Origin of the sequence: Alteromonas profundi (assembly GCF_010500865.1) — a bacterium.
In the GTDB taxonomy this organism is placed as follows: Bacteria; Pseudomonadota; Gammaproteobacteria; order Enterobacterales; family Alteromonadaceae; genus Alteromonas; species Alteromonas profundi.
The window spans coordinates 196026-212839 of sequence record NZ_JAAAWN010000004.1; the positions used below are offsets into that span (position 1 = coordinate 196026).

Below are 16814 nucleotides of genomic sequence, written 5' to 3' on the forward strand. Positions count from 1 at the left end.
TAAAAGAATCGTTATGAACCAATTTGATTATTATGTTGCTATTGCATTTTCGTTAATTATTTTATTCCTCGGATTAATGTTCTCGCGCAGTGGTAAAAGCATGGCGTCTTTTTTTGCTGCTGGCGGCGCGGTGCCTTGGTGGATAAGCGGCCTTTCTCTTTTTATGAGCTTTTTTTCCGTAGGCACCTTTGTAGTGTGGGGCTCTATCGCTTATAGCGACGGTGTGGTGGCAGTTATTATTCAGTCGACCATGGCGGTGGCGGGTATCATTATTGGTTGCATCATCGCCCCAGCGTGGAACAAAACGCGGGCCTTGACCGTTGCTGATTTCCTCACGCGACGTGCCGGTAAATCGGTACAAAAAGTTTATTCTTGTGCTTTTTTGTTTATCAATTTGTTTACTGCGGGTGCATTTCTTTATCCAGTAGGCAAGATTATAGAGGTGTCTACCGGCATTCCTTTAAATCAGGCTATCTTGGTTTTAGGGTTGTTCGTTATTGCTTACACCACGGTAGGTGGTCTTTGGGCTGTATTAGTGACCGACGTCTTACAATTTGTCGTGCTTAGTGCAGCCGTGCTCATCATGATCCCTTTGGCGTTTGGTGAAGTGGGTGGGGTAAATACCTTCCTCAATAAACTACCGCAAGGCTTTCTTGCACTGCAGAATGAAAACTACAGTTGGCTATTTCTCGTAGCATTTTTAATCTACAACACTGTTTTCATTGGTGGTAACTGGGCGTACGTGCAACGTTATACCAGTGTGGCCAACCCACGAGAAGCCCGCAAAGTAGGTTTACTTTTTGGCTGCTTATATTTAATAGCGCCAATCATTTGGATGCTCCCTCCTATGATATATCGAGTCATTAATCCCGATTTATCTGGTACCGAATCCGAAGAAGCGTATTTGCTTATGAGCAAATTAGTGCTACCTGAAGGTTTGCTAGGGCTGATACTTGCGGCCATGGTTTTTGCGACCGCAAGCTCTGTGAATACAGCAATTAACATCGCAGCAGGTGTGTTTACTAATGACCTATTGAAGTCGTTCAAACCTAACTATCCCTCTCAGCATTTAATGAGGGCTGCAAGAATATCAACCTTTGTTTTCGGTTTTTTGGCAATAGCTGTAGCGGTTGCAGTACAAAGCATGGGAGGCATTGTTGAAGTCGTTCTTAGCGTTGCAGCTCTTACCGGCGCATCGCTTTACTTACCCCCTATATGGGCAATTTTTTCTAAACGCCAAACTGGTAAAAGTTTGCTCTTAACCACTTTTTTTAGCTTGCTACTGAACGCTTTCTTCAAGTTTTTGGCCCCCACTTTAATTGGGCTATCGCTAAGTAGAGAGTGGGAAATGATGTTAGGTGTTGTTATCCCAGTAGTACTGCTCACTGGGTTTGAAATTTACTACGCTAGACATCGAAATGTAAACCCAGATTACGATAACTATCGCACCTATCAATTGAGCAACAGCGGGGAACAGCAAGAAAATAGTGAAGTACAAACCACTGACAATGATTACAGCAAAAAGGTTCTTATGATTGGGGTGCTAGCTATAGGCATTCTACTGATCATTTTAAGCGCTGTATCCCAATCAGCTAATACAGAAACGTTTATTGTTGGAATTAGCATTGCCCTGCCTTCGCTGTGGCTGTTGTTTAAAAGATAAAATAATTTAGGAGTACGCAATCATGTATCACGAATTGAGCGAACCAGCGGGCAGATCTTCTACCGTGGAAACAATAAAGTCCGACCTAGTCGTTGTTGGAGGAGGAGTGGCGGGTGTTTGCTGTGCCATATCGGCAGCTCGCGCTGGCGTGAAGGTAACATTAGTGCAGGACCGTCCTGTGCTAGGTGGAAACGCGTCTAGCGAAGTTCGTCTTTGGGTATTAGGCGCAACCTCCCACATGGGAAACAACAATCGCTGGTCTCGTGAAGGGGGGATAATTGGTGAGTTGTTATTAGAAAACTTATTTCGAAATAAAGAAGGCAATGCATTAATTTTCGATACAATTCTACTTGAAAAGGTGGTGGAAGAAAAAAACATTACCTTATTGCTCAATACTTCAATACATGCCACCAACAAGAATGCCGAAAATAACATCTCCTCTGTAGAAGGTTTTTGCTCACAAAATAGTAAGTTTTATAACCTGTTGGGCAGTTACTTTTGTGATGCCTCAGGCGATGGAATAGTCGCATTTCAGGCAGGCGCAGAGTTTCGTATGGGCGCAGAAGCAAAAAACGAGTTTTCAGAAAAAATGGCGCCAGAAGAACCAGAAAAAGAGCTACTAGGGCACTCGATATATTTCTACAGTAAAGATGCAGGTAAGCCCGTTAAATACGTAGCACCTTCATTTGCATCAATCGATGGCATGACCGAAGATAGAATGAAGCGTATACGAAGTCAGGATGTCGGGCCGCGCTTATGGTGGCTTGAGTATGGGGGGAATAGTGAAACCATTGACGAGTCAGAGGAAATTAAATGGCAATTGTGGAAAGTGGTTTACGGTATATGGGACTACATTAAAAACAGTGGCAACTTTGAAAACGTCGATAACCTCACGTTAGAGTGGGTGGGTACCATTCCCGGTAAACGCGAAAGTCGTCGGTTTGTTGGTCATTCATTTATTACCCAACAGGATATCGTAGAACAGCGTAATGTAGACGATGCTGTTTCCTACGGTGGGTGGGCAATTGATCACCATCCTGGCGATGGCGTTTACAGTGATAAACCGCCCTGCAGGCAATATCACAGTAAAGGGGTTTACCAAATCCCATTAGGCGCATTTATCAGTAAAGATATTGATAACCTTTTTTTTGCAGGCCGTATTATCAGTTCATCTCATATTGCGTTTGGCTCTACTCGCGTTATGGCAACGTGCGGGCACGGCGGGCATGCGGTAGGTGAAGCTGTTGCATATTGTCTGCACCACAACTGCTCTACCGCTGATTTACTACAAGCCTCTCATATAACGCAATTGCAGCAAAATCTTAATGAGAAGGGGCACTTTATACCGAATGTGCCATTGCGACCCGAGTTTAATCTGGCAAGTAAGGCGAACATAAGTGCATCAAGCCAACTGCTCCTAAGTGAACTTCCATGCGATGGCCCATGGCGACCACTGGTAATTTCGACGGGTCAATGGTTGCCCTTGAGCCAGAACACAGCGTACCACTTCACGGTTACCGTACGAGCCGCAAAGTCCACCACACTTTGCGCCCAATTACGTCACAGTGAAAAAGTCACCAACTATACCCCTGAAGTTATTCTCGAACAGCAACACTATCAATTAGATGCAGGCGAGCATCGGCTGGATATTAAGTTCACTGAAACCTTAGCAGAAGACCAGTATGCGCTGTTGTGCTTTTTGGCGAACCCTGACATCGAGATTGCCTGTACAACTCGCCGTGTTTCATCCCTAGTTTCTGTATTTAATGGGGTAAACAAGGCAGTGTCTAATAATGGGAAGCAAACGGTAGACGGTGACAAAGGCGTTGATGAATTTGAATTTTGGACTCCAGAAAGGCGACCAGGCGGTCACAATATCGCTTTATCAATCACGCCTTCACTAGATTGCTTTAATCTATCTAACCTTACAAATGGCTATACACGCCCCTATCAGCGCAGCAACGTTTGGTGTGCGGATACAGAACATAAAGAAGCAGAATTAACACTTCAATGGCAGCAGCCTCAGCGTGTTAACAAAGTTATTTTGCATTTTGATGCAGACTTTGATCATGCGCTTGAATCCTCTCTTTATGGCCACCCTGAAGACCGGGTGCCGTTTTGTGTTGAGCGCTTTGAGGTTTTAGATGATAAGGGCAATGTCGTATACGAAAAGCATGATAACCATCAGGCAGTAGTTGAGTGTAGGTTTTCCGCGCCTATTACTACCGATGCCCTGAGGATTAAACTTTGGCAAGCACATAAAGATTGCCCAATTGCAATTTATGAAATCATCGTCAAATAAACGTTTTACAGCGCAGGCGAGCTTATATTTTACATTAAATATTCTCGCCTTTATTGCTGTATTGCCCGTTAAAGCCACCGTTACTCTCTTACCACAGTATGCAGATGACATGGTCTTGCAACGTGATAAGCCTAATAACGTACAGGGTTATTCTGACAAACCTGAAACCATAGAGATTTATATGGACGGGGTAAAATTGCATGCTGCTGAAGTACAAGAAGGCCCTTGGAGTCTTACTTTACCAGCACAGACAGCGGGCGGCCCTCACAAATTAGGCATACGTACCTCCAGCCAATGGATTGAGCTAAACAATGTACTTTTCGGCGATATATGGCTCGCCTCAGGTCAATCTAATATGGAGTATACGCTCGGTACTCTGGGCAGTGACTATGAGGCAGAGATACGCTCAGTTGACTTTGACCAAATTCGTCAGTTTAGGGTAGAGCGTAATGCGGCTTATAGTGGCCCTTTAGCGGCTATCGCCAATGGACATTGGACAATTGCAAAGGGAAAAGACCTACAGGAATTTTCTGCTGTTGGGTACTTTTTTGCGAAACATGTGTATGCTCACACGGGTATACCTATTGCCATTATCAACAATGCATTTGCTGGCGCGCGCATTCAAGCGTGGATGAGCGAAAGCGCGCTAACCGCCTACCCAAACGAAGTTCGTTTACTTAAACGCAATAAAGAGCCATATAACATTGAGCAATTACGCCAACTCGATGAAACACGCTACCAGCAGTGGCAAGAAAAGCTGGCTTTCGAAGATTTGGGATTTCAGCATAACTGGTTCACAGAAAATTTTGATGATAGCCAATGGGCCCAACTTACCGTACCTGGATTTTGGACCAGCCAAGGACAAGAAGCCTTTAGCGGCAGTATGTGGTTTAGGCGAACATTTTGGGTTACCGCCGAGCAAGCTAATAAGGCAGCTAACCTCGTTCTTGGTCGCATCGTAGATCAAGATGAAGTATATGTAAATGGGGCCCAGGTGGGTAGCACTCGCTATCAATACCCCCAGCGTATTTATTCGTTAACTCCAGGTTTGCTCAAAACCGGATTAAATCAAATTACGGTACGAGTTGTGTCACATCGCTCCGATGGACAAGCCGGTTTTGTGCCGTCGAAACCCTACCACTTGAGGTTTAATAATTCATTGATTCCATTAGGTGGCCTTTGGCGCTATCGGGTGGGCCACCGAATGAACACACCTATACCAAGCCCGGCGTTCAAAATAAACGAACAGCCCTCAGGCCTTTATAATGCTATGCTGGCCCCACTGGCAAACACGCAGCTTAAAGGAGTAATTTGGTACCAAGGGGAAAGTAATGCCGAAGCCCCCATGGTATACCGACGTTTATTTCCTGCCATGATTACGCAATGGCGCGCATTATTTTCTCAGCCAACATTGCCTTTTCTATATGTGCAATTAGCTAATTATATGGCAGCGCAGACAGATCCTAGTATTGCAGGCTGGGCAAACATTCGAGCCGCACAAGCGAACGGGTTAACATTGGATAATACGGCAATGATAACGGCAATAGATTTAGGAGAGTGGAATGACATCCATCCTAAAAATAAAGCCGCTGTGGGTCAGCGCTTGGCATTTGCAGCTTTAAAAGAAGTCTACAACAAACCTGGTTTTTCATATCAGGGGCCAGTATTAACGTGTGCAGAAAGAGTGAGCGATTTTGAAATAAGAGTACACAGTGAATCTTCTCAACTCGAATTATCTAATCCAGATGATAAAGTGCAGGGTTTTGCAATTAGTGAAAATGACATTGACTATCAATGGGTAGAGGGAGAGCTAGAACCAACTTCTATAATTTTACACGTAAAAGATGCTAACAAGATAAAAACTATTACCTACGCATGGCAAAGTAATCCAAACCGCGCAAATTTAACGAACAATAATCGCTTACCAGCGTACCCAGCCAAGTTGCCAGTAAAACATCGATGTAATACTGGGGTCGAGTAATATCGATGATTTCAAAGGCAGGCTCCTAGCAAAGAAGGGGTGGCGGTTGGTGATGCGAATTGGATTACAGTTGAAGTGGTGAAAGGATAGTGACAACCTCAAATTGCTTAACTGAAGTAGACTCGACTTAATCTAATACAGGGTGGGTTAAGCAATATTATTGCCTTAGTAAACATTCATACGATATTGTAAAGAGAAGTTAAAAACGGATTTTTAAACGTGACATCAACAATTAAGCATTATAGCGACCACGCGCAGCACTACTTTTCGCTTTACAACTCGGTAGACGCAGAAAGTGTGCATGCACAATGGCACACCTTTCTAGAAAACTGCACACCTACCAATGCATTAGATGTAGGCGCAGGCAGCGGCCGTGATGCTAGATGGCTTGCATCTAAAGGGTGGCAGGTTGTTGCTGCAGAGCCTGCATCTCATTTACTAGAACTTGCAAAAAAAGATACTTCACCCAACATAACTTGGTGTAATGCCAGCTTACCAAACCTCTCGTCTTTACCCTGCACAAGCGATAACTTCGACCTTATCTTACTTTCAGCCGTTTGGATGCATCTTCCAGAAGGGGAACGACCGCAGGCCATAAAACGCTTAGCAGAGTTACTTTCTGCGACTGGCAGAATATATATTAGCCTACGTTTCGGTCCAAATGACGAAGCACGCCCCATGTACCCTGTAAGCTATGCGGAACTGGAGAAGTTAGCCAGTGAGAATGGCTTGGATGCACGTAACCTAGACCCTGTTCCCAGTAAAGATGGGTTGAAGCGAGCCAATGTTGAGTGGGTAACGGTAGAGTTAATGCCAAAGGGTAGAGAATGACCTCGTTCGAAGTATTCTATGCTGGAAATAGTGAATAATGTTGTTTAACTACCTTAAGAAGAATGGTTTCACGCTCGTCGATTCGCAATTCACCTCCTACTTATTTAGTGATAGCGAACAGCAAGTTGCCGTTATAGTCGATACGCAACTGTACGGTAGTAACAAACCCATGTATGACTATAAAGAGTATACCGGCTGGCAAAATATGCTTATGCATAAATTTGAGCGTCTATATAGGTTCATGGATAACGAGGAACAAAAAGACATAGAACTAGCTGACGCTATTTTAAATGACGTGGGTGATGAATACGACTTTCGGCAATTTGGTGCAGATAGACAGGTTACCGAAACCGACCCGACGCGGCCAGAATATAACTTCGAAAGCTTATTTGAGCAGGTATACGGTTCGAAGTTCCTTCACGCGCTGGAGCGAGAATACCAGTACGTAGACTTATTGGGGAAAAGTAGATACGTAGACTACATACTAAAAACAACGAAGGGAGAAATAGCCATTGAATTAAATGGCGAGACTTACCACCACCCTTTGCTCATAGGTAAAAATCGCTACCAATCACAACTGTTAAAACAAAACTCCCTCATGAAGGATGGGATAAAAGTATATCGTTGGTCAAACGCAGGAATGGCAGATGAGAAAAAGTTTGCTGACCAAATACGGCTTTATTTTGGGCCAGAAAACAATTTTTGTGCTCAACCTCCAGCAAACCAGTTTAGAGATGTTAGCTTTTCACTCTATAAGCATCAGAAAGAAGCGCTTGCTGATATGGAAAAAGGACGTGAAGAAGGTAAAAGTACGTTTTTATTAGTACTTCCCACGGGCACCGGAAAAACCGAAGTATTTATCGCTGATCACTGTGTTCAAAAACAATTGGGCTATGCGAGTAGAGCGTTGGTTATCGTACCCTTTAAAGATTTGCGAGAACAAACGAAGGCACGCTTTTTAGAGCGAAACCCATCTTTAAAAGTGGCAACCGATATATTCGATTTTAACGCGGACGTAATTGTGCAAACGACACAAGCGATACAGCGTAAATTTGCATCACTTCCCAAAAACCACTTCGATTACATAGTAGTAGATGAAGCGCACCATGCACCTGCACAAGGCCTTAGGCGAGTACTGGAACACTTCGCGCCCCGTACATTACTCGGCTGCACGGCAACCGACAGACGCTTGGATAAAAAGGATCTCGCGGAAATATTTGGGCGCTATAAACTAAACATGACACTTGAAGAGGCAATAAAACAGAAGCTATTGCCTCCCATCCGAGCCTTTCGCCTTGAAAGTAATATAGATTTTTCTCAAGTTAGATTTAACGGAAAAGAGTTTGTAAAAAGCGACCTAAACAAAAATGTAATCCTCCCTTCTCGTGATCAGCTAATTGTGGATATGATTTCAAAGTACTTCTCTCAACGAGATATCAAAACGGGGCGATCATTAGCTGACTTACAAGGTGTTATCTTCTGCGTAGACGTAAAACATGCGACTCGGCTGGCCAACCTACTTAATAAGCATGCAATAAGTGCTGAAGCCGTTTCCGCTAGTAGCAGAGAAGGCTTAAAGAGTTACAAGTCAGGTAAAGTACGATTTCTATGCGCCTGTGATCTATTAAATGAGGGGTGGGATGCACCCAACACTTCAATTGTCGTGATGGCAAGACCGACCATGTCCAAAGTGCTGTACATGCAACAACTAGGCAGAGGCACACGTAATCATCCGGGTAAAGAAGCGCTATACGCCATAGACGTAGTGGATAGCTATGGTCCAGCACTACAACCATGGAGCCTACACAGCATGTTCAGGGTTAATAACTACAAACCCTTTGCTGACATATTTAATCCAAATGAAGCAGTGATAGGTGAAGAAGTCATACTTGACCACCTTTATGAGCAGGAGCGGAAGCTGCAACCCATAAAGCTGTTTAATTTTGAAGATGAACTTGGTGATTATTTGAACGATGAACAACTGGCTCGAGAGCTTTTTGTATCAACCGGGACTGTGAAAAGCTGGGTAAAAAAACAAAGCGTGATACCCGATAAGCAGTTACCTTTCGGGACTCATATGCTCAACTATTATAAGCAAAATAGAGTAGATGAAATACGTAGTGAGAAGAACCTAAAACGACGAAGCGAAGCAACACGCAGAGATGACTTCTTTGAATTCTTAGAACAACGTGATTATACATTTTCATTCAAAATAGTATTTTTACTGCTAATGCTCAAACACGTAGATAAAACTGGAGAGGTTAGCTTATCTTTATTGCGTAGGGACTATCAGGCCTTTTATAAGCGACTACTCAACAATTACGGCCAAGCAGAAAAACCGAAAAGCCCTCTCAACAACGAAACATTTTTAGATGATATTCCTGCAATAACCAAAAGCATTTTACAAAACCCTTTCGAGAAGTTCGAACGTAAATGTTTTATGTATCATGCCAAAGACTTAGACAAAATTGCCTTCGACGCTGTGCTGTGGGATAAATTCAAAAGCGGTGATATAAACGCAATTAAGAAGCAAATGCGAACAGATGGTAAAGACTATTTCAATAAACATATCAAAGCCGGAGAGTTCACGGAGGCTACATTCGATGACATTTGAGTAGTGTTTTCGTTTAAACCCAAATACCCATTGCGCTACAGTTGTTCGAACTGATTCAGTTAAGCCGCTAAGAAAATCTACTGTAGAGTCGCAAGTGCTTTGCCGTTGTTACATTATTATGCCTAACCTGATCGGTCTATTTCGGTTATTACCCAAATATAATAGCGGCTTTAACTAAAATCACTAGTTCAAATTCACCAGTCTATTCTTCTTCAATTTGAATATTAAACTCTGGCATTGCCTGTACCACTTTTTTTACTGTACAACTGTTGGCGGCAGCTAAAACGGCTTTTTTGTATTTTTCGGGAAAGTCTTTAGGCAAGCTGACTTTAATTGAAAAAGCTTTACGAAACTTATCTTCACCAATAGTGCTGTGCTCTTGGCTAAGGGTGATCCCCTCGGTGCTGATGTCTCTGGCTTCACAAAATTTGCGAATATAAAAAGCGGCGCATAACGGCATGCTGGCCAAAAAGTAATCGAATGGCTCAGGATAAGACTCATCGCCGCCTGCAGATACGCTTTGATCACTGATTATCTGGTGCTTGCCAAAGCTCGCTTGTAGTTTTTGCCCTTCTAAAAGCGCGATATCTATTTTCATCGGCCTGCCCTCGCCTTCACTTAACTTTATAAACGTTATATCAATCGTGAAAGGAATACTCAGCGGCGTCAAGTTTATTTATGACAGTATTACGTTGTTTGCTACCTAATAGGTGATGCGGTTTGTATAGGGCTATGTTCTAAAAATGGCGCACCCGATAGGATTCGAACCTATGACCTTTGCCTCCGGAGCCAAGTTTTTGAGTGTTTTTCAGTGAACCATAATGAACCGAAAAACACTAAATTAAAACATTAAGCCATTGATTTATAATGTATATATAAATTCATAGTTTGTTCATACTGGTTCATGTAAACTCACCCAATATCACTCACTCTGCTACATATTTGCTACATATTTTGGTTATGGCTATCAGAAAGAAGATTACTAACAGCAGCATTAATGCCCTAAAACCTGACGATAAAAGACTAAATGATAGTGAGTTATCGGGCTTTCATGCGCGCATTACACCGAAAGGTAGAATTACCTACTTTCTGTTTTATCGCCATAATGGAAAACAGCAAAATGTTAAGCTAGGTACTCACCCTGAAATTACTCCAGCGCAAGCGCGTGATGCTGCAAAAATGGCAAGTGCGTCTATTGTTCAAGGGGTTGACCCTCATGAAAACAAAAAAGAGTTAAAAGCGAAAGAAAAACTCGCAAGGCTTACCACCCTTCAAGCCTTCATCGATTTAGAGTTTGAAAAGTGGTACATAGCCAAATACCCAAAGTCTGGTGAACGTGAGCTTAAAAACTTAAAAGTAAACTTTCCCAACCTACTCCCCATGCAATTACGCGACATTAACGCTTCGTTACTTGAAAAACTGCGTACTGAAATGCTTACTCAGAAGAAAAGTAACGCCACTATCAACAGACGGTTTACCACATTGAAATCGGTAATGAGTAGAGCCGTTGATTGGGAAGTAATATCCAGCCACGACTTACGAAAGATCAAACCATTAAGTGAAGATAATAGTCGTATTCGCTACTTGAGCTTTGATGAAGAAGAACGGTTGAAAAAAGCACTCTCAGCGCGAGATTTCAGAATTAAGCGAGAAAGGGAAAGCGGTAATAAGCATAGAGAAGAACGCGGCTACCCCCCTTTACCTGATTTGAGCGAACGAACCTTTGCAGACTACTTAGAACCGCTGGTCATTTTGGCGATGAATACAGGCATGCGAAAAGGTGAACTGCTCTCACTAACATGGCAAAACGTAAACCTAGAGCGAGAGTTCCTATCAGTAATTGCCGCGAATGCAAAAAGCGGTAAAACGAGACATATTCCACTCAACCAAAAAGCTAAGTCAGCGCTGACAAACTGGAAAAGCGACTGTAGAAGCCTGCATTGGGTTTTTGAAGGCGAGGAAGGGCAACCACTAAAAGATTTCAAAAAAGCGTGGTCAGCGATCTTAGAGGCCGCAAAAATTAAAGATTTCCGCTTTCATGACCTACGCCACCACTTCGCTAGCAAATTAGTAATGGCTGGTGTAGACCTAAACACTACACGAGAATTGTTAGGGCATGGTTCGCTAGATATGACACTCAGGTACTCTCATTTGGCACCTGAGCATAAAGCTAGGGCTGTAAACTTACTATAACTAGAGACAACTAATTATAATAACTCCTAAACCTCCGAAAAAAGTTGCAAAGACGTACTTAGGCGAAGACTTGTCTCGAACTGTAATGAATAGCTTTGCGGTTGTGGACGCAAGTATAGAGGAAACAAACACCGTCAAAAATAGAAAAATAACAACTACGATCGACAACAAAGCAAGCTCTATAAGATTAATTCCGTCGTTTTCAAAGAGATTAATTATTGCTTTGTTTGTTTTCTCGTGAACTTCACCGATTTTTGAGAAGAAAAGGCCAATCAAAGCCATATCTCCGAAAAAAGAAGATACTGTAGGATACCTCAATGGCTCTCCTTTATGGTTTTGCAAGCCAGTTAAAAATTCCTCGACGTCCTCGTTCTTTACCTTCTCCATAGCGCGATAAAAGGTAAATCCGGGTCCAGCAACAACAACTAATAATAAAGCTATAGATATCCATTGGTAAGCTACTGCCAATCCAGTATCGTGATAATAGTCCGTAGCTATCAGAATTGTAACTATCGCAAAGGCAATAATAGCAAGCCCTATCCCAAAACACCTTGCAATCTCACTAATTTTAATATCTTGATTTTCGTTGGTCATTTTTCTATCCCGTTAATTTTTAGAACCATTTCTTCATTAATTTTTTTTGCGTTTTTTGAATAATGCGCCGCTCTGTGACAATTAGGGCAAAGCGCAATTACATTTCTTGGATGGTCTGGTCCACCGTCCGCCAGGCGGTGTAGGTGATGACACTCTAAATAAGGTCCTTTTGAAGTACGAAATGGCGCAGGTTTTTCACATCCTTCACATATTCCATTTGCTCTCGCTAACACGTATTTTTTGATAGCTTCTGCACGTTGGTAGGCATTTCTTTGCTTTTCTTTTCTATCTTTTGTTTCGGGCACTGCCAATGCAGCTCGCCTCAGCTCATCAAGTCGTTTTGTGTTTTTATTTTTGGTTTTCTTTCGCTCTTCGACTGTCAAAGCAGGGCCATTGGGAGCCGTATACTCAACATTTATGGAAGAATTTATATCAAGCTGAAAGACGAATGCATTTCTATGATTCCCATTAGAGTCGGGGCGAATTTGGGTTTCGTACCCTAAACATTCAGCTTCGCCTACATATCTGACATGTGCTTTTCGCGTATATTCGAATAAGTGGATAGTTTTACGCTCTTCAGAATGATTAAGAATGGCTTTGTTACCTTTAATCATCTGCATGTCACCAACTTGCCCTTCTCCTGTGTACCAAAAGAGGCCATCTATATATTCGTCTCGGTATCCGTGCTGCGCACCGCTATCAGATGTGAAGATAAAAATGAAAGGGTGGTTTTTGGGAGTAGAGATTCCACCTTGGGCTTGGCCCCCATATACATCGTGAATCTCTGATCTGCGGTTATATTCCTTGCCTACTACAAACATCAAGCATCCTTACTTGTTTCACTATTTCTTTTGAGAAATTATGCACTTAAGGCTACCACTCGTCGTGACAGTACGTAAATAAAAATTTATATATTAATTTCTATAACCACGTATGAAAGCTCAATGCTTTCGATAAATCTATTCCGGCTATCCTGTGAAAACCAAACAAATCAAGGATGAATTGTGTACAAGTTTCTAATAACCATTTCGTTGCACTTCAGTTCAATACCTTCTCATGCAAGCTATGAATTCGAACCGTCAAAATACAAGTGCCAAAGCATTGAGAAACGTATCGACATTATTAAAAGTAAAATGAGAGCTGGTTATACCAATCAAGAAGGCGAGCGTTTAAAGCGAGAGCTACGTCAGCTCAAAAAGCAACGTAATAGCTCTAAGAACAAGGGGCTCTCCGTACAGTAAGTAAGACAAATGGAGGTTACTTAAATACTATGCAAAAGCGCTACTACAGGATGCCAGAGCTAGCTACTAAGTTCAGCTTTGATAAATACGACTTTCAATATCTATGTGAGAACACCAACGTTCCATTAAACATATTCAGTTATGCCAACTACTTTATTCTTGCCGAGAGAATTCCTAAAAGTCTGAAAAAAATTATACGCGGTGTTGTGAGTTATAACGGCGTTGTTGAATTGTCTTTACGTGACAAAAGTATTCTTTTGAAAGGTAAGTCAGTTGTCGTTCATACAGCAACTCTGAACAGTATCAAGGGTATTCAATTATTAGAGTCATGCTCTAGAGAGTTACTTAAACAATTACTCAATGAAAGATTCGAAATTGACTATGTTTCCCGAATAGCTGATTTAGACCTTTCAAAGTGCGATGCCATTCTTATAAATGAAACCAATAGAGATATGATACACGAACCAAATACGCCGCTACCGAATGGAGTGACTATCGAGTTCGATGATTTAGTACTGAAGAATGAGCTCGTTGAATGGTGCAAGTTACAACTAGGCATCAACACTGGAAAGGCAGATAGCCGAGAACACTTGATGAAGGAGCAAATAAAATTAATACAGAAAGAACACCCTGAACTAGGCGGTTCAAAACTATACCGCCTCATACTGGATAACTTCCGAATGGACAATGACGCTACTGACCCACTCAGTATCCTGATAGAAATGAATAGGGACGAGATCATCTGGGGAAAAGCAGGTCAACAAGAGTACCGAATGTCTAAAAAGCGTTTCCTTAATATTTTCGCAGAAGTAAAAAAGTAAATTAATTGTTCCCGGCTAACTTCCCGGGAAAAGTGGGAAGATTAGTTTTGCCTTGTATCTGTAAGTAAAACAAGGAAAAGCCATGAACAATCAAACCCAAAGTAGGGCGCTAACAGAAAAAGAAGCGTCACAATACATCTGCATGAGCCGTTCTTTCCTGCGCCAAGCGCGCATGGATGGGAACCGTGAAAACCGCACTCCCGCCCCACCCTTCATAAAAATTGGTCGCGCCGTTCGTTATCTTCGAGAAGATCTTGATGCTTGGCTAGAAAGCTTTGTTCGTCGCACACACCTTTATCAAGATAAGGGGGTGATGTAATGAATCCATATGCATGGGAAGAAGCAAAAATCGCATCTCTGCTTTATTTAAACGATAACCATAGCATTTTTGAGTGTATTGCCCCGAACGACGAACAAGGTGAGTTAAAGTTTTCAGATTATAAACCATGGGCTTGCAATAAAAAGGTACTTAACCACTTTTGCAATCACGGCTACGTTGTTAAGTCACGCTTCGTAGTTGCTAATAAAAAGTATATTAAATATACGATTTCTGCTCACGGTCGTTACGTATTCCATTCGGGGCAAGATCTATGAGCAAATTAAGCCCTTCTCAAACCGAAATGCTTAAATTTTTCGTTAATGGCGGTACTGTTGAACTGTGTACGTCTATTGGTAACCAATTAGGTAAAACGGCTTTCCCAAAAGGGAAGCCTACCAAATTCAATAAACTCGTTATGAATTCCTTGCTCAAGTACGGGTTTTTAAAACCTTCTCGAGAGGAATATGTTTATGGCTTGCGATGGTCGAAAGTGGAAGTTACTAAACGGGGTTTAGAATTAGTTGCGAATATGGAGAGCTCAAATGAAACGTTTTAAAGAGTCCCCTATCGCAAACGCACTAAATCATATAAGTAGTGATTCAGATAGCTTCTATCATTCACTAGATGTTGAAAATCGTTTGTTCGTTAAACAGACAATTTCGCATTTGCCAACAGAAATACAGCGTATTCTTATTAAGCGATACAAAACATTCGACAAGCCTTTTAATGCAAATACCTATTTACGAAATACTGTAAATAAAATAGATGATTTGCTTCCAGAGAAGTTAGTTTCTTATTTCAGTGCTGGAGAGGATGAACTTCGAGAGTTGGCCGAAAATAATTCACAACGCTGCAAGCGATTTGAATACTATTCACTTGAAAACAGTGATACCCGTAACGTAACGGGGAGTAATCCCGTTAACGGGAATTTGGCGCTTTATGATCTTAGTGCTGAACTCGTTAACGGGTTTGGTATCACCCCACCAGAGGTTTCAAAATCCGTTACGTTAACGGGCGCATTGAAGCGAATGCAGGATAAATACTGGTGGCTTAGAAAGCTACGAAAAGTAATAGCCCGTAAACGAGAAGCAGTATTGATTCACTTAGGGCAAGTTAACAGTCGTAAGGGGAAATACTGTAGTGATTACACTGTTGAATATCGACTAATCCAAAAAGACCTTCAACGAAAAATGCTAGAGAATCTCGTTATCGTTAACGAGAACAACGAGTCATTTTCACTTGCTGAATTATCGGATAAAAACGTATCAAACCCCGTTAATCGAAAAAATGAGCTTATGACGCGAATGGCAGGCTATGAAAAAATAGCTAAAGGGAATAACCATAAATCGCTCTTCGTAACGATTACCTGCCCTTCCCGTTTTCATAACACCTATGGAAAAACAGGCGACCCAAACCCGAAATGGGATGGCTCAACACCATACGACGCACAGCAATACTTGAATGAAATGTGGGCGCTAGTACGTGCAGAACTGAACCGAAAAGAAATTAAAGTATACGGCTTTCGTATTGCTGAACCACAACATGATGGAACACCTCATTGGCACATGCTTATATTTGTCCAGCAAGAGCAGGCACAACAGTTCAAAGCAATTATCGAGCACTATGCGTTGCGTGAAGATGGTGACGAAGCAGGCGCGGCAGAATACCGTTGTGACTTTAAAGATATTGACTACTCAAGAGGCAGCGCAACAGGCTACATAGCAAAGTATGTGAGTAAGAACGTTAACGGTGCGAACTTAGACAGTGATATTGACGGCGGCAACGCTATAGAAGCATCGCAACGTGTAGAGGCTTGGGCTAGCTGTTGGGGTATACGCCAGTTTCAGCAAATAGGCGCAGGCTCAGTGACCGTATGGCGTGAGCTAAGAAGACTAAAAGAGTTATTAGGTGACAACGAAAGCTTCTCAAAAATACATGACGCCGCAGATAAAGGTGCGTGGGCTGAATTCGTAACCTTGATGGGTGGGGTATTCTGTAAGCGCGATGACCAACCCATACGGCCACTGTATAAAGAAAAAGTGGATACAGAAACCGGAGAACTCAAACAAACTTACTTCGATGAAGCCGTCTCGATTTCTTTGCGAGGGGTAAAGCTAGGGGAAAAAGAAGTAATTACTCGCATTCATGAATGGCGTATTGAAAACCGTGGAACTAGAGCCGCATAGCGGCTCAGATGCTTTTACTTGGAGTTCTGTAAATAAGTGTACTGACCATTATTCAAAATATTGAAGAAA

13 protein-coding genes are annotated in these 16814 nt (G+C 42.2%); 10 read left to right on the top strand and 3 right to left on the bottom strand.

Features of this window, described 5'->3' with window-relative positions; all coding sequences use genetic code 11:
• The first annotated feature begins 13 nt into the window (after positions 1-13).
• From GTH32_RS04670 to GTH32_RS04690, 5 genes are all read left to right on the top strand, one after another.
• Complete coding sequence (locus GTH32_RS04670; protein ID WP_163084080.1) at positions 14-1663, top strand: sodium:solute symporter family protein; 1650 nt, start codon at positions 14-16, stop codon at positions 1661-1663.
• Positions 1664-1685: 22 nt separating this feature from the next.
• Entirely contained in the window at positions 1686-3965 is a 2280-nt protein-coding gene (locus GTH32_RS04675) for an FAD-dependent oxidoreductase (protein ID WP_163084081.1), read from the top strand.
• The gene (locus GTH32_RS04680; protein ID WP_163084082.1) at positions 3946-5946 is read left to right on the top strand and encodes a sialate O-acetylesterase; all 2001 of its coding nucleotides are present in this window, start codon (positions 3946-3948) and stop codon (positions 5944-5946) included. Before GTH32_RS04675 ends, GTH32_RS04680 begins: the two co-directional genes overlap by 20 nt.
• 219 nt (positions 5947-6165) lie before the next feature.
• A complete protein-coding gene (locus GTH32_RS04685; protein ID WP_163084083.1) occupies positions 6166-6777 on the top strand; it encodes a methyltransferase domain-containing protein in 612 nt (203 codons plus the stop codon).
• A 37-nt stretch (positions 6778-6814) separates the two neighbouring features.
• Positions 6815-9391: a DEAD/DEAH box helicase gene (locus tag GTH32_RS04690; RefSeq protein ID WP_163084084.1), complete on the top strand. Its 2577-nt coding sequence runs from the start codon at positions 6815-6817 to the stop codon at positions 9389-9391.
• Between the two features lie 202 nt (positions 9392-9593).
• Here GTH32_RS04690 and GTH32_RS04695 read toward each other — a convergent pair whose 3' ends face one another.
• Entirely contained in the window at positions 9594-9989 is a 396-nt protein-coding gene (locus GTH32_RS04695) for an OsmC family protein (protein WP_163084085.1), read from the bottom strand.
• 362 nt (positions 9990-10351) lie between these two features.
• Here GTH32_RS04695 and GTH32_RS04700 point away from each other — a divergent pair, with 362 nt between their 5' ends.
• A complete protein-coding gene (locus GTH32_RS04700) occupies positions 10352-11584 on the top strand; it encodes a tyrosine-type recombinase/integrase (RefSeq protein WP_163084086.1) in 1233 nt (410 codons plus the stop codon).
• On the opposite strand, the gene GTH32_RS04705 is transcribed toward GTH32_RS04700, so the two are convergent.
• Together GTH32_RS04705 and GTH32_RS04710 are read right to left on the bottom strand one after the other, a co-directional pair.
• On the bottom strand, positions 11585-12178 hold the full coding sequence (locus GTH32_RS04705) for a hypothetical protein (RefSeq protein WP_163084087.1): 594 nt from the start codon (positions 12176-12178) through the stop codon (positions 11585-11587).
• Positions 12175-12999: an HNH endonuclease gene (locus GTH32_RS04710; RefSeq protein ID WP_163084088.1), complete on the bottom strand. Its 825-nt coding sequence runs from the start codon at positions 12997-12999 to the stop codon at positions 12175-12177. Before GTH32_RS04710 ends, GTH32_RS04705 begins: the two co-directional genes overlap by 4 nt.
• A gap of 449 nt (positions 13000-13448) precedes the next feature.
• Here GTH32_RS04710 and GTH32_RS04715 point away from each other — a divergent pair, with 449 nt between their 5' ends.
• The 4 genes from GTH32_RS04715 (at position 13449) to GTH32_RS04730 (ending at position 16745) form a co-directional block, all read left to right on the top strand.
• Positions 13449-14240, top strand: coding sequence for a hypothetical protein (locus tag GTH32_RS04715; RefSeq protein ID WP_163084089.1), 792 nt, complete (start codon positions 13449-13451; stop codon positions 14238-14240).
• Positions 14241-14322: 82 nt separating this feature from the next.
• Complete coding sequence (locus GTH32_RS04720; protein ID WP_163084090.1) at positions 14323-14559, top strand: helix-turn-helix transcriptional regulator; 237 nt, start codon at positions 14323-14325, stop codon at positions 14557-14559.
• A 271-nt stretch (positions 14560-14830) separates the two neighbouring features.
• A complete protein-coding gene (locus tag GTH32_RS04725) occupies positions 14831-15115 on the top strand; it encodes a hypothetical protein (protein ID WP_163084091.1) in 285 nt (94 codons plus the stop codon).
• On the top strand, positions 15102-16745 hold the full coding sequence (locus GTH32_RS04730) for a replication endonuclease (protein ID WP_163084092.1): 1644 nt from the start codon (positions 15102-15104) through the stop codon (positions 16743-16745). Before GTH32_RS04725 ends, GTH32_RS04730 begins: the two co-directional genes overlap by 14 nt.
• The last annotated feature ends 69 nt before the right edge of the window (positions 16746-16814 follow it).